The sequence below is a fragment of the Sulfitobacter sp. PM12 genome, from assembly GCF_045586035.1.
Taxonomy (GTDB): Bacteria; Pseudomonadota; Alphaproteobacteria; order Rhodobacterales; family Rhodobacteraceae; genus Sulfitobacter; species Sulfitobacter pontiacus.
This window is the reverse complement of record NZ_CP151529.1, coordinates 672,000-692,772: the sequence shown is the minus strand read 5'-3', so window position 1 is coordinate 692,772 and position 20,773 is coordinate 672,000. Positions and strand designations below refer to the sequence as shown.

Below are 20,773 nucleotides of genomic sequence, written 5' to 3'. Positions count from 1 at the left end.
AGCACATCTTGCGCCTCCGCGCCGGTCTGTCAAAATGCCCGGATCAATAGATGTTTCAGGGTGTGGCCATGCCAATTTGCGTTTTCGATATCTTTGCCGATGGCACGACCCAAGTGCCCACCGACACGCATCTTACGGGGCCGGGCATCTACCGCTGGTGGCACTTTGATCTGGCCGACCCGATGCTTGAACCCTGGGTCCGCGAACACTTGCATGAAATCCCCGCCGGATCGCTGATCCAGAAACAGACCCGCCCGCGCTGTGACCGCTTTGAAGGCGGGCTGATCCTGAACCTGCGCGGCATCAATATGAACGAAGGGCAGGATGCCGATGAAATGGTATCGGTGCGGATGTATGTGGATTCCGACCTGCTTATCACCGTGCGCCGCAAGAAAGTCTTTGCCATCGACGCGATCCGCCGCGAGGCCGAAGCGCAAAAGGCCCCTCCCAGCCCTGCCGAGTTCCTCGAAGCGCTCGTGGGTCGCCTGACCCTGCGGGTGCAGGAACATGTTGCAACGCTGGATGAACAGGCGGAGTTCTTCGAGGATGATCTAGAGGACAAGAACACCCCGATGCCCCATGAGCTGCCCGAAATCCGGCGCAGCGTGATCCGGCTGCGGCGCTATCTTGACCCCCAACGCGAGGCGCTGGCCAAGCTGGCCGCCTTTGATATTCCGCTGATCCCCGACGAAAGCCAGCTTGAGCTGCGCGAGCAGGCCAACAGCGCGCTGATCGCGGTAGAAGAGCTGGACGAGCTGCGCGACCGGCTGGTGTCGGTTCAGGAAGAGCACGACGCCAATATCGCGCAGCGCCAAGCGCGCCACGGCTATGTGCTGTCGGTCGCCGCGGCGATCTTTCTGCCGCTGGGATTTCTGACCGGTCTGTTCGGCGTCAACGTGGGCGGGATGCCGGGGGTGGACCATCCTTGGGCGTTTACCATCCTCTGTCTTGGCATGGCGGGGCTGGCGCTGCTTATGTTTCTGGTCCTGAAACTGGTCCGCTGGATTTGACCACAGCACGCCGCGCCCTGTTTCCCCGCCGCGAACGATCCCTATAAATACCTCTCCACTGTCTCACCGCTGCCGTGATCCTGCCTGATTTGGCCGCCATACCCTTTCCAGACGCAGATGATGAAAGGGGACGGGTATGGACCGCCTGACAGAGATGGAAGCATTCGCCACGGTCGTGGACCAGGGTGGCTTTACCGATGCGGCCAAGAAGATGGGTATCTCCAAATCCGCCGTATCCAAACACGTATCCTCGCTTGAAGCGCGGCTTGGGGCGCGGTTGCTGAACCGCACGACCCGCCGCGTCAGCCCGACCGAAATCGGGCTTGCCTATTACGACCGCGCCCGCCGCGTGCTGAATGACGCGGGCGAAGCCGATGCGCTTGTGACCTCTATGCAATCCGCGCCCTCGGGCCTTTTGCGGATCTCGGTCGCAACGGACTTTGGCGTGAACCATCTGTCACCCGCCCTGTCCGAGTTTCTGGCCGATTTCCCCGACATCACCGTCAATATGGTGCTGAACAACCGCTACGTCGAACTGATCAGCGAAGGTTTCGACATGGCCGTCCGTATCGGAGAGCTGGAAGACAGCACCCTGCGGGCCCGCAAGCTGACCGAGACGACCAAACGCATGATCGCCTCGCCCGCCTATTTCGAGAAATACGGCCGCCCCGAAAAGATCGACGATCTGAACGATCACAAGCTGCTGCATTATTCCAACCAGTCCAGCGGCAATATGTGGAAGCTGACCTCGCCGTCGGGCGAAAAGCGTCAGGTGCGCACCGCTGGCTGGCTGTCGGTCAATGACGGGCAATCGCTGCTGAACGCCGCCATCTCTGGTCTTGGCATCGCCTACCTGCCGAGCTTTCTGTATGCCGACGCGATGGAGAAAGGGCTGGTCGAAGACGCGATCCCCGATCTCCCGCTTGAGACCCAAGGCATCTACGCCGTCTATCCTCCGGGCCGGTTCACCCAGCCCAAGGTGCGCGCCTTCATTGATTTTCTAGCCCATACCTTTGCCGAAAAAGGTCCAACGGACTGGTAACACGAGATCACCAACTGCCCTCGGTGAACTGAGCCCACATGTGGCTGCCCCCGCTCCCTTTTCAGGGATGCGGGGATTTTTCTGTTCGGGGTCAGGGCGCGGGTAAAAGCACGGCCTCGACCCGTCGATTGGCGTCACGCCCCGCTTTGGTCTGGTTGGACGCGATTGGCGACAGATAGCCCATGCCCTGCGCCTCGATCCTGTCGCCCGAGATGCCATGCGCCGTGATCAGCCGCCGCCGCACCGCCGCCGCGCGGCTTCGCGACAGGGCAATATTATTTTGCAGCCCGCCGACGCTATCGGTGTGGCCCACCAAAACAATCCGCAGATCGGGCTGGTCTTTCAGCACCGCCGCCAGATTGGCCAGCGCATCAAACTCCCCCTGCCCCAAGGCCGCGGTGCCGGTGCCGAAATCAAGCGCAGCCAGCACCACATGGCCGGTATTCTGCAACGCCGCAGCCATCTCTGACTGGCTTTGCGCGGGGGCATCGGGGGCCAAGGTCCGGGTGTCTTCCGCCACCTCTCGCACCGACGGGCTGGACGCCTGGCCTTGCGCATCCGCCTCAACGATCTGCAGATAGGCAGAGGTATCGGTTGTGCTGACCAGAAGGGTCGCAACGGCGTCAGGTGATTGCAGCGACCCTTTGACGGCGGTGACAAACTGGTACTGGCGCAGATCGACATACATGTTCGGCGCGGGCAGTGTTTCGATCGCAAAGCGGAAATCGAAACCGCCGCAGACCTCGGCGCTGCAATCCAGAACGATCCTGTAGCCTGCGTCCTCTAGCTGGGTGCGCAGGGGCCGCATAATCTGTAGGGGCGTGAGGCCCGGAGCCTCTAACCGCCAGGCAGAGCGCGCAACCGCGCCTTCGATCTTGACGCTGGCAAAGCCGCCGTCCTCAAAGGCAGAGGTCGGGGCAAGGTAGCTGTCAGGGTCGGTATCGCGCGTCACGGTCTGCCGCGCCGCAGCGGGCAGCGACAGGTCCAGCGCATGGGCCGTGCCCGCCAGTAAAAGCCAGATCAGCCCGGCACGCCAGATGATCATCTGAATTGCGCGTGATAAGCGTCGTTCGGTTTCATTTCGGTCGCGCTGGCGACGCGGTTGGTCATGTTGAAGAACCCCGTGACCGACGCGATGTCAAAGATATCGCGGTCGGAAAAGCCCACATCGCGCAGCGCCTGACGGTCCGCCTCGGTGGTTTTGGCGCTGGCGACGGTCAGATGTTCGGCAAAAGCCAGCATCGCCGTTTGCCGCGCATCCAGATCGGCGACACGCCAGTTCATCACCATCTGTTCCCCAAGGATCGGATTGCCCGACAGTTGCCGCACCGCCGAGCCATGGGCCGTCAGGCAATAGTAGCATTTGTTCACGGACGACACGACGACCGCAATCATCTCGCGCTCCAGCTTTGAAAGGTTCGACGCGCCCAGCATCAGGTCGTTGTACATCGCGGTAAAGGCGTTCAGCTTGTCGATGTCAAAGGCATAGGCTTGCAGCACATTCGGCACCATCCCCAGCTTTTCCTGACAGACATCAAAGTATTTCTGCGTGTCCTCGGGCAGCGGATCGACCATCGGCAGGTTCAGGGCAGTGGGGGCATCATGCGCCATGGGGCGGCTCCTTTAGTCAGGGGATTGACGGTAATGATAGTGCCCTACCAGATCAAAGCCCAGTCCTTGATACAGGCGGTTCGCGGCCGCGTTCGCCTTTGTGCAAAGAACCGCCACCTGCGTCGCCCCATGCGCCTGCGCCCAGAAACCGGCGCTGCGCATCAGCCATTTGGCGACACCCTGCCCGCGCTGGTGTTCCAGCACCTCGACCGCATGGACCATGCACACGCCATCATGCAGCGCGGCAAAGGCGACGCCACCGGGCATCTCGTTCCAGCGGGTCAGGATCGCGGTTTTGGTCGCGGCGCGGTGCATCACGTTGATCCGTTCAGGACCAACGCCGCCCTTGGCCCAAATCTCTGTCATGATGGCCAGCGGCTCCCAGATCTGGAAAGCGGTCACCCGCGGCATCGGCACATCGGTCAGCTTGCCGACCGGCGCGATATAGACATTCACCGGATCGACGATGTCATACCCGCGCGCGGCCAGTTCTGTATCCAGCGTGTCGTCGCCGTCGCGGATCATGAAGATCGGGCGCTGGTTCATGGCGTGCATCGCGGCCTCGGCCAGACCGATATCCGCATTGGGTTCGGCCATCGTCGCGGCAGAGACGCGTTTGCCCCCGCCCTGCCCGTCCCGCAGGGTCCAGCCGGTTTCGGTCCAGATTTTCACGGCGGGCCATGTGTGGTCGATGACCTGATAAAGCTGCGTCAGATCGGTCACGGGAACACCTGCGCGAGCTTTGCCATCGCCGCGTCGACCTCGGCCTGATCATTGCCACGGATCACGATATGCGCGCCGTATTTGCCGTCTTTCTGGAAGGGGTAGGACCCGATAGAGAGGTTGGGATAGCTATGCGCCAACTCTCCCAACGGTCCGGCGATGTCGCCCTCTCCGCGTTCGATGCGATGGGTGGCGCTGATCAGGGGGGCCCCGCCGGTCAGGGTTGGCAGAACGCTGGCGACCATCGCCTCGAACACGGCGGGGACACCGGCCATGACATAGACGTTTTCCAGCTTGAACCCCGGTGCCGCCGACACGGGGTTGTCGATCAGCGTGGCATCATCGGGGATACGCGCCATGCGCAGACGGGCGGTGTTCAGCTCTGTCGCGCTTTTGGCGTAGTGGTCGGCCAGAATGGCGCGGGCATCCTCGCGCACGTCGATATGCTTGTTGAACGCAGCGGCGATGCAATCGGCGGTGATGTCATCATGGGTCGGCCCGATGCCGCCACTGGTGAACACGCTGTCATAGACGCGCGACAGTTCCTGCACGGCGGCAATGATCGTGCCGTTTTCATCCCCCACCACACGGACTTCTTTCAGGTCGATCCCGACGCTGGTCAACTGCCCCGCCAGATGGTGCATGTTTGAATCGCGGGTGCGCCCCGACAGGATCTCATCGCCGATGACGATCATCGCAGCAGTGGGGTTGGGCATGGCTGTCTCCTTGAGGGGCCGTTGATTGAGGTATAGGTCACCCCCCATGCGCTTTCAAACCGAACTTGTCCCCGCCCGCCTGATCCGCCGCTACAAACGGTTTCTGTCCGATTGCCAGCTTGAGGACGGGACCGAGGTGACGGCTCATTGCGCCAACCCCGGGTCGATGATGGGGCTGGCCACACCGGGCATGAAAATCTGGCTTGAGCCGAACGACGACCCCAAACGCAAGCTGAATTACGGCTGGCGGCTGGTTGACCACGAGAACGGGCATTTCACCGGCGTCGATACCGCGCTGCCGAACCGTGCGATCAAGGCCGCGTTAATGGATCGGCAGATCGCCCCGTTCGCGGGCTACACGACCGTGCGGCCCGAAGTGAAATATGGTGAAAACTCGCGCATCGACTTTCTGCTGGCCGAGCCCGGCCTGCCCGACGCCTATGTCGAGGTGAAATCCGCCACCCTGTCGCGCCGCGAGGGGCTGGTCGAATTCCCCGATAGCGTGACCAAACGCGGCGCAAAGCATCTGGGAGAGCTGGCGCAGATGGCACGGGACGGGCACCGCGCCGTGCTGCTTTATCTGGTGCAGCGGACCGATTGCAGCGCCTTTAGCGTGGCGGCCGATATCGATCCCGCCTATGCCGCCGCTTTTGCCGACGCCCGCGCCGCGGGGCTGGAAACCCATGTCATCGGCACCCATATCAGCCCCCTCGGGGTCAGCGTTGCGGGCGCAATCCCCCTAATCGACCCGCCTGCACTGGCTCTTGGGGGCCAAGCGGGTTAGACAGCACCAAATTCATATGACGGAGACAGCGGTGATGAACGAACACCGAGGACGCCAGACCAAAGATGGCATTCGCATTTACGACCCCTCGGATTTCGCGGGGATGCACGCGGCGGGCAAGCTGGCGGCGCAAATCCTTGATGACATCGCCGAACATGTGTTTGTCGGACAGACCACCGGTGCCATTGACGGTGTGATCACGCAGATGATCGAAGACGCCGGCGCGAAGTCTGCCACCATCGGGTATAAGGGCTATCAACACGCCAGCTGTATCTCGCTGAACCATGTCGTCTGCCACGGCATCCCCGGTGACAAAAAGCTGAAGGATGGCGACATCCTGAACATCGACGTCACCGTGATTGTCGATGGCTGGTACGGGGATAACTCGCGCATGTATGTCGCGGGTAAGCTGTCGCGCAAGGCAGAGCGGTTGATCAACGTGACCCATGACGCGCTGATGCGCGGGATCGAGGTCGTGAAGCCCGGCAATACCTTTGGCGACATCGGCCACGCGATCCAGACCTTCGCGGAATCCCACCGGATGAGCGTTGTGACAGATTTCTGCGGTCACGGGTTGGGCCGCGTGTTCCACGCACCGCCAAACGTGCTGCACTATGGCCGCCCCGGCACCGGTGCCGTGCTGGAACCCGGCATGTTCTTTACCATTGAACCGATGGTCAATCTGGGCCGCGCAGAGACCAAGGTCTTGGCCGATGACTGGACAGCGGTCACCCGCGACAAATCCCTGTCAGCGCAGTTTGAACACTCTATCGGCGTGACCGAAACCGGATACGAGATCTTTACCGAATCCCCCGCCGGTATGTTCCACCCGACCTATAGCCAGGGCTGATCCTCAGCCCCGGCGCTTGGCCAGCTTCAGCTCGATCACGGCCCACAGCACGCTGCCTGCATAGGCAAAGCAGCAGATCACCAGTGTGGCCCAGGGGAAGCTGACCAGGCAGGCGATAAAGCCGGTAAAGAAGATCAGGAAATAGGTCACGTTGGCGCGCGAAAAGCTGACCGATTTGAACGACCACGTGGGGATGCGGCTGACCATGACCCAGCCGACCAGCACGATATACAGGCTGGATACCACGTCGGGCAGAGCCGCACCGGGGCCGAAGGCATAGGGCAGATAGATCGGCAGCATCACCAGCATCGCACCTGCAGGCGACGGCACACCGGTGAAGTAGCCGCCATCGTCCAGCGGGTCTTTGGTGCGGGAATCGACGTTGAACCGCGCCAGCCGCATAACGCAACAGATCGCAAAGACCAGCACCGCCAGCCAGCCCGCGCGGTAGGAATCCTGCAGCCCCCAGAAATACACCACCAAAGGCGGGGCAACGCCGAAATTCACAAAATCCGCAAGACTGTCGAGCTCGGCCCCGATCTTGCTGTTGAAGCCCAGATAGCGCGCGGTGCGCCCGTCCATCCCGTCAAGGATACTCGCCAGAGTGATCAGCGCCACAGCCAGCGCGATATTCCCCTCGGCGGCGAAACGGATCGCGGAAATACCGGCACAGATCGCGGCAATGGTCAGCATGTTGGGCAACAGCTGCAGCAACGAGAATTCGGTTTTCGTCTTATCCGGCGCGACGGGGGGCTGATCGGTCATCTCAGGAAAGCTCTGCCAGCACGGTTTCGCCTGCGACCATCGTCTGACCGATGCTGACGCGCGGGGTGACCCCCTCGGGGAGGTAGACATCGACGCGCGACCCAAAGCGGATCAGACCAAAGCGTTGACCCGCCTGCGTATGCGCGCCCTTCTTGGTGAAACACACGATACGACGCGCCACCAGACCGGCGATCTGGACGGCGGCGACCTCGCGGCCGTCGGCCATCTTGATGCGCAGGCTGTTGCGTTCGTTATCCTCGCTCGCCTTGTCCAGCGAGGCGTTGAAAAACTTGCCGGGGCGGTAAGCGATTTCGGTGATCTCGCCCGCGACGGGGGCGCGATTCACGTGGCAGTTAAATACGTTCATGAACACGCTGACCCGTGTCAGCGGCGTGTCGGGCATTCCCAACTCTGCGGGGGGCACGGCAGGTTCGATCAGCGATACGATGCCATCGGCAGGGCTGATGACAAGGTTATCGCCCTTGGGTGTCACCCGCTCAGGGTCACGGAAAAAGTAGTAGCACCAGACGGTTGCGCCCACACCCAGCCACCCTAGTGGTTCAGCGATGATAAAAAGCACCAGCGTGATCGCGGCAAAGATCGCCACGAACTTGCGCCCCTCGGGGTGCATCGGCTTGATGAAGGTGCTGGTCATGCTCAGGCTCATGGCGGTCTACTTTCCTTTACGTCTTTGTTAGCACATAGGCCGCAGCGCAGCGAATGCAAAGCGGCAACTGTTGATGGCCACTGGGCTAGTCTTGGCGCAGCAGGGTGATCCAGGTGTCGCCATACTTGCGCTTGTCCTCGCGCGTGAACCCTTGTGGCGGATCAAGCGGGGCGTTTTCCTCGCAGACGATCATGGCATCGGGTGTCAGCCAGCCGCCCGCGCGCGCCTTGACCAAGGCGGTCTGGCCCATCCCCTTGCCATAAGGCGGGTCGAGAAAGACCAGATCGAACGGCGCCGCGATCCACCCCCCAAGGGCCGTCGCGTCGGAGCGCATCAGCGTGGTCGCGCTCTCGGCCCGCAGCTTCTTGATGTTCTCGGTGATCAGCTTTTGCCCGACGCGCCCGTTCTCGATGAACACCACCTCGCGTGCACCGCGCGACAACGCCTCTAGCCCAAGGGCACCGGTGCCCGCGAACAGGTCAAGCACCCGCGCGCCGTTGATCACATTGTGATGGGTCAGCATGGAAAACAGGCTCTCGCGTACGCGGTCAGAGGTAGGACGCAAATGCGCATCCGCATCGCCCTTGCCCACGTCGGCCAGTTGGGTGCCACGGTGTTTGCCAGCGATGATCCTCATGACTTCAGTAGTGCCTTTAGGTCTGTGTTCGGGTCTTCGATCAGCGCAGGCGCGGGGGATTTGCCCGCCTCGATCAACCGGCGCCCGATCATGAAGCCGCGCGGATCGTTCATTGCATCCACCGCCAGCAGTTCGTCCCCGCGATAGTACCAGAAGGCCACGTTATCGGCGTCGCTGCGTCGGGTGATCACGCGATCATAGCCCATGTTCAGCCCCGCGATCTGCAGTTTCACGTCATACTGGTCCGACCAGAACCACGGCTTGGCGACATATTCCTTATCCGCACCCATGATGTTTTCCGCGACCAGCTCGGCCTGATCAATGGCGTTTGGCACAGATTCCAACCGGATGCGCCCGCCGCGATAAGGGAAGGACGCGCAATCGCCTGCAGCCCAGACATGCGGCGCAGAGGTGCGCCCGTGGCTGTCGGTCATAATGCCGTTGTCATTCACGATCCCCGCCGCATCGGCCAGCGCCGTCGCCGCCCCGATGCCAACGCCGACGATCACGAAGTCCACGTCCAGCGTCGTGCCGTCCGACAGTTCAGCGCCGGTGACATGCGTGTCGCCTGTCAAACGCTCAAGCCCGACGCCTTCGCGGATGGTGACGCCATGCGCCTCGTGCAGCGCGCGGAAAAAGTCAGAGGTCTGCGGGGCCGCGACCCGTTGCAGGATGCGATCGCCCATCTCTACCAGTGTCACCTGCAACCCCAGCTTGGCCGCGACCGAGGCGGCCTCTAGCCCGATATAGCCACCGCCGACGATCAGCACCCGCGCGCCTTTGGTAAAGCGCGGGCCCATCGTATCGACATCGCTGAGGTCGCGCACCACATGCACGCCCGCCAGATCGCCACCGATATGCGCGGGCAGACGACGCGGGAAAGATCCGGTGGTCAGCACCAGATCGTCATAGGCCATATCGCCGCCGTTCACCCGCACGGTCTGCGCCGCCGGATCGATGCTGTCGACCGTGGTGCCAAGCATCAGGTCAATCCCGTGGTCGGCGTAAAAACTCTCGGGCCGCAGATACAGCCGCTCAAGCGCCATGTCGCCCAACAGATAGGCCTTGGACAAGGGCGGGCGCTGGTAGGGGGGCACGGTTTCGGCCCCGATCAACGTGATCTTACCCTCAAAGCCGGAGTTGCGCAGCTTGGCCACACAGGATGACCCCGCCTGCCCTGCCCCGATCACCACCACATGACCCATCCTTGCCCCTTTCGAAAAAACCGTGTTCCTGCCTGCGTGCAAAGCCTATATCTTCCGTGAAGACAAACGCAATGACACGAAAGGTCACGCATATGACGATTTCTCAAGGCGACACGCTGCCCGATGCAACGCTGGTGCAAATGGGGCCGGACGGCCCGCAGCCTGTGCAGATGGCTGACAAGCTAAAGGGCCGCAAGGTCGTCGTCTTTGCCGTGCCCGGTGCCTATACGCCCACCTGCGATTCCGCCCATGTGCCCAGCTTTGTGCGCACCAAGGACCAGTTCGACGCCAAAGGCGTGGACGAGATCATCTGCGTGTCCTGCAATGACCCCTTTGTTATGGCCGCTTGGGGTGAATCGACAGGCGCGACGGCGGCTGGCATCACCATGCTCGCCGATGCCAACAGCGCCTTTACCAAAGCCATCGGCATGGAATTCTCGGCCGAGCCCGCGGGGCTGATCTCGCGCTCCAAACGCTATGCGATGCTGGTGGATGACGGCAAGGTCACGCTGTTCCAGGCCGAGGTCCAACCCGGCGTCTGCGACATGTCGGGCGGCGAGGCGCTGCTGGACAACATGTAATCCGGCACGACCCTGAAAATGAAAAACGCAGCCGCGGGGACACCGGGGCTGCGTTTTTCTTTGGATAATGCGACGGTCAATGGTGCCTTAGCCCGCTTTGACCTCGCCCATCAATCCATCCATCTTGCGCGCCAGCTTAGCATCAAGCGAGCTTAGGCCATCCACGTCATGGGTCGTCAGGGTAACGATCACCTTGTTATAGACGTTCTCCCACTCTGGATGGTGGTTCCATTTTTCGGCCCAGATCGCCGCGCGGGTCATCCAGCCGAAAGCATCCGCGAAATCATTGAACTTGAAGGTTTTGACGATCGCATCCCGGTCCTCCACCATAGCCCAGCCTGTGCTGAACAAGGGGGCCAATACGGTTTTGCGCGTCTCTTCGCTTAATCTTTCGCTCATTCCTGTTCCTCAACCTCGACCCTTTTGAATGGGCCGTAATCTGTCAAAATGTCTATCTCTTCGTCAACGGCTGCCCGTTCCTGTACAAGATAGTCTTCAACAGCGCGCATAAAACCCTCGTCCCGCATCCAATGCAGCGACCACGTCGCCTGTGGCAGGTAACCGCGCGCGAGCTTGTGTTCCCCCTGCGCACCTGCCTCGACGGTAGAGAGGCCCAGCTTGATCGCGATATCGATGGCCTGATAATAGCACAGTTCAAAGTGCAAGAACGGATGATGTTCGGTGCAGCCCCAATAGCGCCCATAAAGCGCATCGGCACCGATAAAGTTCAGCGCGCCCGCCACCCATGCACCATCCCGTTTGGCCAGCACCAGTGCCATGTCGTCGCGTAGCTGGTCCTGGGCGATGTCGAAGAATGCGCGTGTCAGATAGGGCGTGCCCCATTTGCGCGCACCTGTGTCCTGATAGAATTGCCAGAACGCATCCCAATGTTCGGGCTGAAGATCGTCACCGGTGAACACCTCTATCTCTCCGCCAAAGGCCTGTGCCTGCTGGCGTTCCTTGCGGATGTTCTTGCGCTTGCGCGAGCTGAGCGTGGCAAGGAACCCGTCGAAGTCCTCAAAGCCCGCGTTGTGCCAGTGGAACTGCTGGCTTTTGCGGGTCAGCATGCCCAGTTGCTCTGCCGCAGCGGCCTCGTCCTGGGTACAAAAGGTAATGTGCAAGGACGACAGCCCGTTTGAATCCGTCAGCTGGACCGCCCCCTGGATGAGGGCCGCGGTGCCTGTCTCTTCAAACCCCGGACGGGTCAGGAAACGGCGGCCCGTGGCAGGGGTATGGGGCACGGCGATCTGCAGCTTGGGGTAATAGCGCCCGCCCGCCCGTTCAAAAGCATGGGCCCAGCTGTGGTCAAAGATGTATTCACCCTGACTGTGTGACTTGGCGTACATCGGCGCCACCGCGATGATCTGACCGTCAATGGCAGCGCTGAGGTATTGCGGCTGCCACCCCGTACCGGGGCCGACGCTGCCGCTTTCCTCTAGCGCCGAAAGAAAACGAAAGGTGGTAAAGGGGTCCGCGGGGCGCGCGCCCCCGGCGGCTTCGGGGCAGGCACAGGCGTCCCATTCCGCCTGACCGATTTGCGCGATGCGCGAGGCAATTCTGATTTCGACGTCGCGCGCGTTCATACTGGATGTCCCGTTGTCATAGGCCTTATCTGTGGCCGAAGCCGGACGGTTCAACCTTGCAGCGGCGCGTCATAGCCTTCGAAGGTGATATTATGCGCAAATTCACGTGCGCCGTTTTCAACTGAAAGACTGCGCACGGTCCAGCAGCAGATCATCGCGCCTGCCTCGCGCAGCTCTGCCACGCGGGGGCGGGGCAGATCGTCGACCTCGTGGCTGATGAAACACGCGCCGGTGCGGTCGTAATCGGGGATCTCGCGCAGGCGGTCACAGGTGGCTTTGGGCAGCGGCCATTCGACATAGCGATAGGCGCTGGTCACCAATCCACGCGGCACATCCGGCAGCAGCTCTGCCATCCGCGCGACGCTGTTGGGGTTGAACGACATGATAGCCACATCGCCCGCATAGTCGCGCAGGGCTTCTGCCACCGCATCTTCCAGCGGCCCGATGTTCGTGCCCATTGCACCGTCCTGATCCTTGATCTCGACCAGCAGCGGCACGCGTCCTGCGATCAGTTCCAGCACCTGCGGCAGGGTGGGAATAGTGTCGCTGCCGCCGGTGAGCGTAATCTGGCACAGGTCATCCGCATCGCGTTGCCGGATGGCACCGGTCTGGCCTGTCAGGCGATCCAGCGCATAGTCGTGAAACACCAGCGCCACACCATCGCGTGACAGTTGCACATCAAGCTCGATGCCATAGCCTCGATCAATCGCGGCCTGAAAGGCGGCAAAGCTGTTTTCGGGCCGACCGGCATCGCGGTGATGAAAACCGCGATGCGCAATAGGGGTCGTATAAAACGCCAGTGGTAGGGTCATTCGATTTCGAAAATGCCTTCGATCTCGACCGCGACACCCAGCGGCAAGGAGGCGGCAGAAACGGCCGAGCGCGCGTGACGCCCCGCATCCCCCAAAGCTTCGACAAGGAAGTCAGAGGCCCCGTTAACCACTTTGGGCTGGTCGGTGAAATCGGCGGTGGAGTTCACAAAGGCCGTCAACTTCACCACCCGCTTGAGCCGTTCGATATCGCCGTCACATGCGGCTTTGACTTGCGCCAGCAAGCTGATCGCGCAGGTCTTGGCGGCTTCGGCACCCGCGGCGACATCCATATCCGCGCCCAGTTTTCCGGTGATGAACCCGTCCGGCCCGTTCGAGATCTGGCCCGACACATAGACCGTGTTGCCGGTTTTCACGAAGGGCACATAGTTCGCCGCAGGGGCAGGTGCGTCAGGCAGGGTGACGCCAAGATCGTTCAGACGGCTGGTGATGCTCATGGGGGACTTCCTTGGAATGAATGGCTTTGGCGGGACGATAGCGATGCGATGCCGAAACGAAAAGACCCAAGAGGGAGGAACTGCAACACCTGCCACCAACGCGAGATGCCCAAGGAAACTCATGTTGCGTATTTCGGGGACGCTGCGCATAACAAACCATGTTTTTCACGCGTTTTCGGGATTTATACCATGTTCAAGGCCACGACCCTCTCCACATCGCTGCGCGCCCTTGTGGGTGTCACTTTGGTTGCAGGTCTTGCCGCCTGTAGCGGTGCATCGCGCCCCCAGCCCGCAGGGGTCAATGACCCGCACGAGGTCGGTAACCGCAAGGTCCACGCCTTCAATCAGAAGATCGGCGGATCGGGCAAACCCAACCGCGTGCTGGGGGCGGTGCCGATCGAATTCCAGACGGTCGTGCATAACGTCTCCGAGAACCTGTCGATGCCGCAAGCTGCCGTCAACAGCGCCTTGCAGGCCGATGTCGCGGGCTTTGGCCTGTCTACCTACCGCTTCTTGGTAAACAGCACGCTTGGGATGGGCGGCCTGTTCGACGTCGCGAGCGAATTCAAAGTGCCCGAGCATGATACCGACTTTGGCGAAACGCTGTATGTCTGGGGTGTGGGCGAAGGCCCGTATATCGAACTTCCGCTGATCGGCCCATCGACCCGCCGCGACACCGCCGGCCGCGTGGTGGACCTGTTCACCAACCCGCTGTCCTATACGCTTGATAGCCCCGAAAGCTACGTCGGCACCGTCACCGGCTATGCCGATAGCGCATTCGAGAAAAACCGCCGCATCGTGAATGGCAAACAAGTGCCAATCTCCGCATCGGGCGACAGCTATGCCCAGGCACGTAAGGACTATCTGCAAAAGCGCCGTGCCGATCTGGCGCGCCCCACCAGCATCGCCGCCACCACCGGCCCGCGCATGGTTGACTAAGCATTAAATAACTCGCGCCTCCCTTCCGGTCTCTTTCGGATAGGGGCGCGCGATTCAGGTCAGGGCAGCTTGGCAACGGGCCTGCGGAGGATCATGATCAGGGCATGGATATCACCCTGATCAAAACCTTTATCGAAGTCGCCAACACCGGCTCTTTTGTCGCTGCTTCCGAACGGCTGTTTGTCACCCAATCCGCTGTCAGCCTGCGCGTGCAACGGCTTGAGGACAGCCTGGGCCACCCGCTGTTCAAACGATCGAAAGCGGGGGCGGTGCTGACCTCGGAAGGCGAACAATTCACCTCATATGCGCTGAGCCTTCTCAAGATATGGGAAGAAGCGCGCCAGCAGATCGCTATCCCCGAAGGATACAGCCGCAGCTTTTCCTTCGGCGCACAGCACGCGCTGTGGCACAAGCTTGGCTTTCGCTGGATCGACGCGATGCAAGCGATGATGCCCGAACTTAGTATTCACGCCGAAATGGGCATGTCCGACCGGCTGACGCGGTTTCTGGTCGAAGGGGTTATTCAGGCCGCCTTGCTTTACACCCCGCAGCTGCGCCCCGGTTTGCGCGTTGAACCCGTGCTGGAGGAAGAACTGATTCTCGTCGCGTCCTTTGAAACGGACGTCAAAGACCTTGGCAAAGAATATGTCGCAGTCGACTGGGGGCCCGAGTTTACGCATATGCACGCCAGCGCCCTGCCCCATCTGACCAATTCGGGGCGATCATTGGCCCTTGGCGGGCTTGCGGCCGACTATATCGTCAACCGTCGCGCCGCTGCCTACCTGCCCGCACGGGCAGTGCAACGGTATCTCGACGTTGGAAAACTGCATGTTGTGGCAAATTCCCCACGCTTTGCGTACCCCGCATGGGTGGTCTGGCGCGAAGATCTGGACCCCGAGATGCTGTCGATCGCTCGGCGTAGTTTGATGGACCTCGCTCAAGCGGCTGAAAATCAACAAAATATCCTGATCGAGAGCTTGGACAACGGGCAGAACACGCCTTAATTCCGCTTCAAGGGCAGTTAACACGAGTAATACTTGCTTCATGCACGATTTATTCGAATTTCACTTATCTGACCCCCTATCTTAAATCCATTCTCAGCAGAGATGCTCTCGCCTCAATCAACGAGGTGGGTCACTTCTAAGGGAAAGGATTCCCCAATGAATACAGTACTTAAAGCGTCCGCGGTTTCCGTAATCGCACTCTTGGCTGCTGCTCCAGTTTTCGCGCAGCAACGTGCGCTTGGCATTGAAACGCTGAACGACCAGATCGACGACATCACCGATGATGTGAACACCGACCTGGCCCGCGGCACCGACGCAGAACGTTATGGCGCCAATGGCGTTGCCCAAGGTTGGCGCGGGTCTTTCGCCCTGTCCGCATCGGGCACCAGCGGCAACACAGACAACGGCGAAGTATCGGGCGCTGGCCGCCTGACATACGGTGTCGGCGACTGGAACCACCTGGTTGGTTTTGCGGTAGAATACGGCGAAGCAAACGGCACCAAGAGCGAAGAGAAGTTCTTTGGTACCTATGAAGGCAGCCGCTACTTCACGCCTGAGTTCTATGCGTTCGGCCTGGCCCGTTATCAATATGACGGTTACCTGACCGACACATCCGGTGCAGCCGTTGACGGTTCCGAAACAGACGCATTCTTGGGCTTTGGTCCGGGTTACCGCGCGATCAATAAAGAAGACAACACATGGCGCGTTCAAGCGGGCCCGGGTGTACGCTACTTTAAAGACGCAACCGGCACCTCCGAAACCGAAGTCGGCTTCATCGCCTCGTCGCGCTACTTCTACGCGTTCAACGACATCGTATCCTTCACCATGGACACCGACATCGTCGGCTCTGATGTGAACACCATCGTGTCGAACGACGCTGGCATCAACTACAAGATGTCCGACAACCTGTCGACACGCGTAAGCTACCGTACCGACTACAACACCGATCCGGTTGCGGGCCTGAAATCCACTGACAACACCCTGGGTGTGTCGCTGGTTCTGGGCTTCTAAGCCAGACCGTCAAACCCCCGGGGGCGGGTCTCCTCGTACCGGCTTCGGGGATGCGACAAAAGGAAGGGAGGCCGGAATATTCCGGCCTCCCTTCTTTCGTTTCCAAAGCGCTGTGCTGCGGCAGAGGCAGGGTGTTTACCCGCCAAAGATATCGCGCAGCACCCTGTCGATGACGCCCAGTGGGTTGTCCTGACGCGGCACCCGCTGCGGCTGCGCCGGTTGCTGAGGCTGCGGCGGGGCTTGCACCACTGGCGGTTCCGGCACGATCATCGGCAGCGGCGTATTCGGCAGCCCTTCGTGAACGCGCATCATGACCTGCTGCCAGATCTCGGTGGGCAACCCGCCCCCCGATACACCGGTCAACGGCGTGTTGTCGTCATAGCCCATCCAGACACCGGCCACGTAGTCGGCGGAAAAACCGATGAACCACGCGTCGCGGTTGGCCTGTGTCGTGCCCGTTTTACCGGCCAGTTCACGACCACCAAATTGCGCCCGCTGCCCCGTGCCTTCGGATACGACCTTTTCCATCATATAGACCAGTTGCAGCGCGGCATCTTCCTGAATGACCCGCTCGCCGATACCGCCGCCCGTGCCCATTACCGGATCAGTGTCGCCCTGCAACGTCAGATCAATCAGCCCATAGGGTTTAACGGATGACCCGCCGTTCAGGATGCCGGCATAGGCACCTGTCATTTCAAGCAACGTGCTTTCGGACGCCCCAAGAGCCAGCGCCGGACCGACGGCCAGATCGCTTTTGATGCCGAATTGCTCGGCCACCTGGCTGACCACATCGCGTCCGACACTCTCCGAGACTTTGACCGCCGGAATGTTCAGCGAATCTTTGAGCGCGGTGGTGAGCGTCACGTTGCCCTTGAAGCTGTTGGTATAGTTCTTCGGGCACCATTGGCCCGACCCGGGCACGTTCAGACAATAGGGCGCGTCTTCAATCAGATCGTTCGGCGAATACCCCAGATCCAGCGCCGCTGCATAGATAAACGGTTTGAAGGCAGAGCCGGTCTGGCGCATCGCTTGTGTCGCGCGGTTAAAGGCCCCCGCGACCTTGGTCTTGCGCCCACCGACCATACCACGCACGGCCCCGTCAGCAGACATGATCACCACAGCCGCCTGCGCTTTGGAGCCTTCGCGGACCTTGTTTTCGAACACCCAGCTCAGACCTTCCTCGGCGGCGCGCTGGATCTTTTGGTCAAGGGTGGTCTTGATCACCACATCCTCGGTCGTGTTGCGGGTAAAGAACTCCGGCCCCGACGACATCACCCAATCGGCAAAATAGCCACCCGCCTCGGCCTCTGCGGCTTCTGACAGCTCGGCGGGGTTGGCAATGGCGTTATCCGCTTCGGCTTTTGACAGATAGCCCTGATCCTCCATCAGGCGGATCACGGTTGCCGCACGGCTTTGCGACCGATCAAGATTATTGGTCGGTGACAGCGTGGTCGGTGCGGTCAACAGACCCGCCAGCATCGCGCCCTCGGCAGGCTTCAACGCGGCGGCCGGTTTGCCAAAGAAGCGCTGCGCCGCAGCTTCGGCCCCAAAGGCACCGCCGCCCATATAGGCGCGGTTGAGGTAGATCGACAGGATATCATCCTTGGAATACTTCGCCTCCATCGCCATGGAGAACAGGGCTTCCTTGCCCTTGCGCGACAGCGAGGACCGGCGACATTCGGCTTCGTATTCCTTTTCCGTCTGCCCCGACGACGCATCATAGGGTTCACCCAGACACAGCAGCTTGGCCACCTGCTGCGTGATCGTCGACCCCCCGTGACCGGACAACGGCCCGCGGCCTTCGCTCAGGTTGATCTTGACCGCCGACGCGATGCCGCGCGGGCTGACACCAAAGTGACGATAGAAGCGTTTGTCCTCTGTCGCGATTACCGCGTTCTTCAGAGCGGGGGATACGCTGTCTGCGGTGACGACGCCGCCGAACTGATCCCCGCGCCATGCAAAGACATCACCATAGCGATCCTTGAGCGTGACAGACCCTCGCGCGCGGCCGTCCAGCAGCGCCTCGAGCGGCGGCAGCGTGGTGTAGAAATAGCCGACGGCCAAGGCAACCATCAGCACCGCCACGGCAGTCACCCGCCAGACGATCGTCCAGATCAAACGAAAGACCCACCGCACCAGCGCGGCCAGCCAGCCAATAGGCCCCTTGGGGCGCGCAGGCGCACGACGTGCCGGCTTGCGCTTGGCCGGAGCCTTTTTCGCGACCGGCTTGCGGGGCGGTTTGCCGCCTTTGCCCGCGGTGCGTTTATCGGCAACCAAGGGCCGCTTCCGTTTGGATGAATCACTCATATGCTGCTCGCTGAACCATTCTTTTTTTTCGCACTCTATCCTGCACAGCGCGGTTTGTTTAGCGCAGACGCCCCGCTGCGCCGTCTAATTAACGCCCAATAATTAGGCACATTTCCCACAGCGCCCAATAATCAGGCAAACACGCCCGCCCAGAGAGGCACTAAGCGCGATGCACCCTTCCTTCAAGGGGCACCGGCCGCTCTTTTATCCAAGGCATAACGCAGGAAGTACCTGCCATCTGGAAGAGGGATTATAGGTGAAACTCATTATCGCAACAATCAAGCCATTCAAGCTCGAGGAGGTGCGCGAAGCACTGACCGAAGCGGGCGTGCGTGGCCTGATGGTGACCGAGATCAAGGGCTTTGGCGCCCAATCCGGCCATACCGAAATCTACCGCGGCGCTGAATATGTCGTGAACTTCGTACCCAAGGTGAAGCTTGAACTGGTGGTCGCAGATGCGCTGGCCGACCAGATGGTCGAAACGATCACCCGCACCGCACATACCGGCAAGATCGGCGATGGCAAAATCTTTGTCCTCGACGTTGAACAAGCCGTGCGCGTGCGCACCGGCGAAACCGGCGAAGACGCCATCTGACCCCCACGTCCGAGGAATTGACGACATGACATCACGACTTCTTATTCCCCTTGCCGCCGCAGCGACGCTGCTGCCGTCCTTGGGTTTCGCGCAGGAGGCCGAATATGCAACCGCGGCTGACACTGCTTTCATTTTCAACACGATCCTGTTCCTGATCGGCGGCTTCCTGGTGTTCTGGATGGCGGCGGGTTTTGCCATGCTCGAAGCCGGTCTGGTGCGGTCCAAGAACGTGACCACCCAGCTGACCAAGAACATCGCGCTTTTCGCATTGGCCGCCATTCTCTACTGGCTGGTCGGCTATAACATCATGTACCCCGGCGACGCGTGGATCATCCCCGGCGTGTTCGGCACTTTTGCAACCAAGGACATCAAGACGGCGATTGACGCGGGCGGCTATTCCAACGCGTCGGATTTCTTCTTCCAGCTGATGTTCTGCGCGACCACCGCATCCATCGTTTCGGGCACATTGGCCGAGCGTATCAAACTGTGGCCCTTCCTGATCTTCACCATCGTACTGACCGGCTTTATCTATCCGATCGAAGCAAGCTGGCAGTGGGGCGCAGGCTGGTTGTCTGAGGCGGGCTTCAGCGACTTTGCGGGTTCCACTCTGGTCCACGCCGCGGGCGGCTTTGCGGCTCTGGCAGGTGCGCTGGTGCTTGGCCCCCGTATCGGCAAATATAAAGACGGTCGTGTGATCCCGATGCAGGGTTCGAACCTGCCGCTCGCCACTTTGGGCACGTTTATCCTGTGGCTGGGTTGGTTCGGCTTCAACGGCGGCTCGCAATTGGCGATGGGGTCGATGATCGATGCCGATGCTGTTGCGCAGATCTTTGCCAACACCAACATGGCTGCTGCGGCTGGTGCCATCGCCGCGCTGGTCCTGACCCAGTTGCTGTACAAAAAGCCCGACCTGACAATGGTGCTGAACGGCGCGCTGGCCGGTCTGGTCTCTATCACAGCTGGCCCGCTTGACCCGACGCTCTTCGGTGCGCTCTGGATCGGTGCTGTGGGCGGTGCGATCGTGGTCTTCGCGGTGCCCTTCCTCGACAAGCTCAAGATCGATGACGTGGTCGGTGCGATCCCGGTTCACCTGATCGCAGGCTTCTGGGGCACGCTGGTTGTTCCCGTCTACACCGACGGCACATCCTTTGTGACACAGATCATCGGCTTTGCCTCAATCGGTGCCTTTGTCTTCATCGTGTCGCTGATTGTGTGGATGATCCTGAAAGCCACCACCGGCATCCGCGTCAGCGAAGAAGCCGAGATCGCTGGTCTGGACGTGTCCGAACTGGGCATGGAAGCCTACCCTGAGTTCTCCAAGAGCTAAGGTCTAAACTCCTGCAGGCAGGCAGAGGCCCGGGCGTTCGCGCCCGGGCTTTTTGCTGCGCGCGTGTTATGCTGGGCAGGGCTGGCAATGCGCCCAAACAAAACCGCCGCGCCAGATGCCAGCGCGGCGGTTTGAGTATTTTTGAAAGG

23 protein-coding genes are annotated in these 20,773 nt (G+C 60.9%); 10 read left to right on the top strand and 13 right to left on the bottom strand.

Annotated features, from left to right (window positions below; genetic code table 11):
• Positions 1–68 precede the first annotated feature (68 nt).
• Both AADW22_RS03265 and AADW22_RS03260 read left to right on the top strand, forming a co-directional pair.
• A complete protein-coding gene (locus tag AADW22_RS03265; RefSeq protein WP_037965142.1) occupies positions 69–1,010 on the top strand; it encodes a zinc transporter ZntB in 942 nt (313 codons plus the stop codon).
• Between the two features lie 136 nt (positions 1,011–1,146).
• Positions 1,147–2,052: a LysR family transcriptional regulator gene (locus AADW22_RS03260; protein ID WP_005851116.1), complete on the top strand. Its 906-nt coding sequence runs from the start codon at positions 1,147–1,149 to the stop codon at positions 2,050–2,052.
• A 91-nt stretch (positions 2,053–2,143) separates the two neighbouring features.
• On the opposite strand, the gene AADW22_RS03255 is transcribed toward AADW22_RS03260, so the two are convergent.
• From AADW22_RS03255 to AADW22_RS03240, 4 genes are read right to left on the bottom strand one after another with little or no spacing between them, the layout of a single operon-like run.
• Positions 2,144–3,097: an OmpA family protein gene (locus tag AADW22_RS03255; RefSeq protein WP_407474249.1), complete on the bottom strand. Its 954-nt coding sequence runs from the start codon at positions 3,095–3,097 to the stop codon at positions 2,144–2,146.
• Positions 3,094–3,663 (bottom strand): peroxidase-related enzyme, encoded by a 570-nt coding sequence (locus AADW22_RS03250; protein ID WP_407474248.1) that lies wholly within the window; start codon positions 3,661–3,663, stop codon positions 3,094–3,096. The genes AADW22_RS03255 and AADW22_RS03250 overlap by 4 nt, the downstream gene beginning before the upstream one ends.
• Positions 3,664–3,675: 12 nt before the next feature.
• A complete protein-coding gene (locus AADW22_RS03245; RefSeq protein WP_289081539.1) occupies positions 3,676–4,386 on the bottom strand; it encodes a GNAT family N-acetyltransferase in 711 nt (236 codons plus the stop codon).
• Positions 4,383–5,102 carry a molybdopterin-binding protein gene (locus AADW22_RS03240; protein WP_132997486.1) on the bottom strand — a complete coding sequence of 240 codons (720 nt, stop codon included), beginning with the start codon at positions 5,100–5,102 and terminating at the stop codon, positions 4,383–4,385. The genes AADW22_RS03245 and AADW22_RS03240 overlap by 4 nt, the downstream gene beginning before the upstream one ends.
• Before the next feature lie 46 nt (positions 5,103–5,148).
• Between AADW22_RS03240 and sfsA the strand changes: the two genes are divergently transcribed.
• Positions 5,149–5,886 (top strand): DNA/RNA nuclease SfsA, encoded by a 738-nt coding sequence (gene sfsA / locus AADW22_RS03235; protein ID WP_407474247.1) that lies wholly within the window; start codon positions 5,149–5,151, stop codon positions 5,884–5,886.
• A 34-nt stretch (positions 5,887–5,920) separates the two neighbouring features.
• Entirely contained in the window at positions 5,921–6,736 is an 816-nt protein-coding gene (gene map / locus AADW22_RS03230) for a type I methionyl aminopeptidase (protein ID WP_037944888.1), read from the top strand.
• Between the two features lie 3 nt (positions 6,737–6,739).
• On the opposite strand, the gene pssA is transcribed toward map, so the two are convergent.
• The 4 genes from pssA to AADW22_RS03210 form a co-directional block, all read right to left on the bottom strand.
• On the bottom strand, positions 6,740–7,501 hold the full coding sequence (pssA, locus tag AADW22_RS03225; RefSeq protein ID WP_005851102.1) for a CDP-diacylglycerol--serine O-phosphatidyltransferase: 762 nt from the start codon (positions 7,499–7,501) through the stop codon (positions 6,740–6,742).
• Between the two features lies 1 nt (position 7,502).
• Positions 7,503–8,162 (bottom strand): phosphatidylserine decarboxylase, encoded by a 660-nt coding sequence (locus AADW22_RS03220; protein WP_174226618.1) that lies wholly within the window; start codon positions 8,160–8,162, stop codon positions 7,503–7,505.
• A gap of 91 nt (positions 8,163–8,253) precedes the next feature.
• A complete protein-coding gene (gene rsmD / locus AADW22_RS03215; protein WP_037964734.1) occupies positions 8,254–8,805 on the bottom strand; it encodes a 16S rRNA (guanine(966)-N(2))-methyltransferase RsmD in 552 nt (183 codons plus the stop codon).
• Entirely contained in the window at positions 8,802–10,010 is a 1,209-nt protein-coding gene (locus AADW22_RS03210) for an NAD(P)/FAD-dependent oxidoreductase (protein ID WP_407474246.1), read from the bottom strand. Before AADW22_RS03210 ends, rsmD begins: the two co-directional genes overlap by 4 nt.
• A gap of 92 nt (positions 10,011–10,102) precedes the next feature.
• Here AADW22_RS03210 and AADW22_RS03205 point away from each other — a divergent pair, with 92 nt between their 5' ends.
• Complete coding sequence (locus AADW22_RS03205; protein WP_005851093.1) at positions 10,103–10,591, top strand: peroxiredoxin; 489 nt, start codon at positions 10,103–10,105, stop codon at positions 10,589–10,591.
• An 87-nt stretch (positions 10,592–10,678) separates the two neighbouring features.
• Here AADW22_RS03205 and AADW22_RS03200 read toward each other — a convergent pair whose 3' ends face one another.
• The 4 genes from AADW22_RS03200 to AADW22_RS03185 are packed head-to-tail and all read right to left on the bottom strand — an operon-like array spanning position 10,679 to position 13,441.
• Positions 10,679–10,990 carry a 4a-hydroxytetrahydrobiopterin dehydratase gene (locus AADW22_RS03200; RefSeq protein WP_005851091.1) on the bottom strand — a complete coding sequence of 104 codons (312 nt, stop codon included), beginning with the start codon at positions 10,988–10,990 and terminating at the stop codon, positions 10,679–10,681.
• Complete coding sequence (locus AADW22_RS03195) at positions 10,987–12,174, bottom strand: GNAT family N-acetyltransferase (RefSeq protein WP_260004643.1); 1,188 nt, start codon at positions 12,172–12,174, stop codon at positions 10,987–10,989. Before AADW22_RS03195 ends, AADW22_RS03200 begins: the two co-directional genes overlap by 4 nt.
• A 50-nt stretch (positions 12,175–12,224) precedes the next feature.
• Positions 12,225–12,986, bottom strand: a complete 762-nt coding sequence (locus AADW22_RS03190; RefSeq protein WP_260004641.1) for a glycerophosphodiester phosphodiesterase family protein — start codon at positions 12,984–12,986, stop codon at positions 12,225–12,227.
• Positions 12,983–13,441 (bottom strand): RidA family protein, encoded by a 459-nt coding sequence (locus AADW22_RS03185; RefSeq protein ID WP_009825875.1) that lies wholly within the window; start codon positions 13,439–13,441, stop codon positions 12,983–12,985. The genes AADW22_RS03190 and AADW22_RS03185 overlap by 4 nt, the downstream gene beginning before the upstream one ends.
• 189 nt (positions 13,442–13,630) lie before the next feature.
• Here AADW22_RS03185 and AADW22_RS03180 point away from each other — a divergent pair, with 189 nt between their 5' ends.
• From AADW22_RS03180 to AADW22_RS03170, 3 genes are all read left to right on the top strand, one after another.
• Positions 13,631–14,380, top strand: a complete 750-nt coding sequence (locus AADW22_RS03180) for a VacJ family lipoprotein (RefSeq protein WP_407474245.1) — start codon at positions 13,631–13,633, stop codon at positions 14,378–14,380.
• 104 nt (positions 14,381–14,484) lie between these two features.
• Positions 14,485–15,384: a LysR family transcriptional regulator gene (locus AADW22_RS03175; RefSeq protein ID WP_005851083.1), complete on the top strand. Its 900-nt coding sequence runs from the start codon at positions 14,485–14,487 to the stop codon at positions 15,382–15,384.
• Between the two features lie 156 nt (positions 15,385–15,540).
• Positions 15,541–16,395, top strand: a complete 855-nt coding sequence (locus tag AADW22_RS03170; RefSeq protein ID WP_005851082.1) for a YdiY family protein — start codon at positions 15,541–15,543, stop codon at positions 16,393–16,395.
• Positions 16,396–16,530: 135 nt separating this feature from the next.
• Here the strand turns inward: AADW22_RS03170 and AADW22_RS03165 are convergent, their stop codons facing one another.
• Positions 16,531–18,702: a transglycosylase domain-containing protein gene (locus AADW22_RS03165; RefSeq protein ID WP_180828601.1), complete on the bottom strand. Its 2,172-nt coding sequence runs from the start codon at positions 18,700–18,702 to the stop codon at positions 16,531–16,533.
• A 256-nt stretch (positions 18,703–18,958) separates the two neighbouring features.
• Between AADW22_RS03165 and AADW22_RS03160 the strand changes: the two genes are divergently transcribed.
• Both AADW22_RS03160 and AADW22_RS03155 read left to right on the top strand, forming a co-directional pair.
• Positions 18,959–19,297, top strand: coding sequence for a P-II family nitrogen regulator (locus AADW22_RS03160; RefSeq protein ID WP_005851080.1), 339 nt, complete (start codon positions 18,959–18,961; stop codon positions 19,295–19,297).
• 25 nt (positions 19,298–19,322) lie between these two features.
• Positions 19,323–20,624, top strand: coding sequence for an ammonium transporter (locus AADW22_RS03155; protein ID WP_407474244.1), 1,302 nt, complete (start codon positions 19,323–19,325; stop codon positions 20,622–20,624).
• The last annotated feature ends 149 nt before the right edge of the window (positions 20,625–20,773 follow it).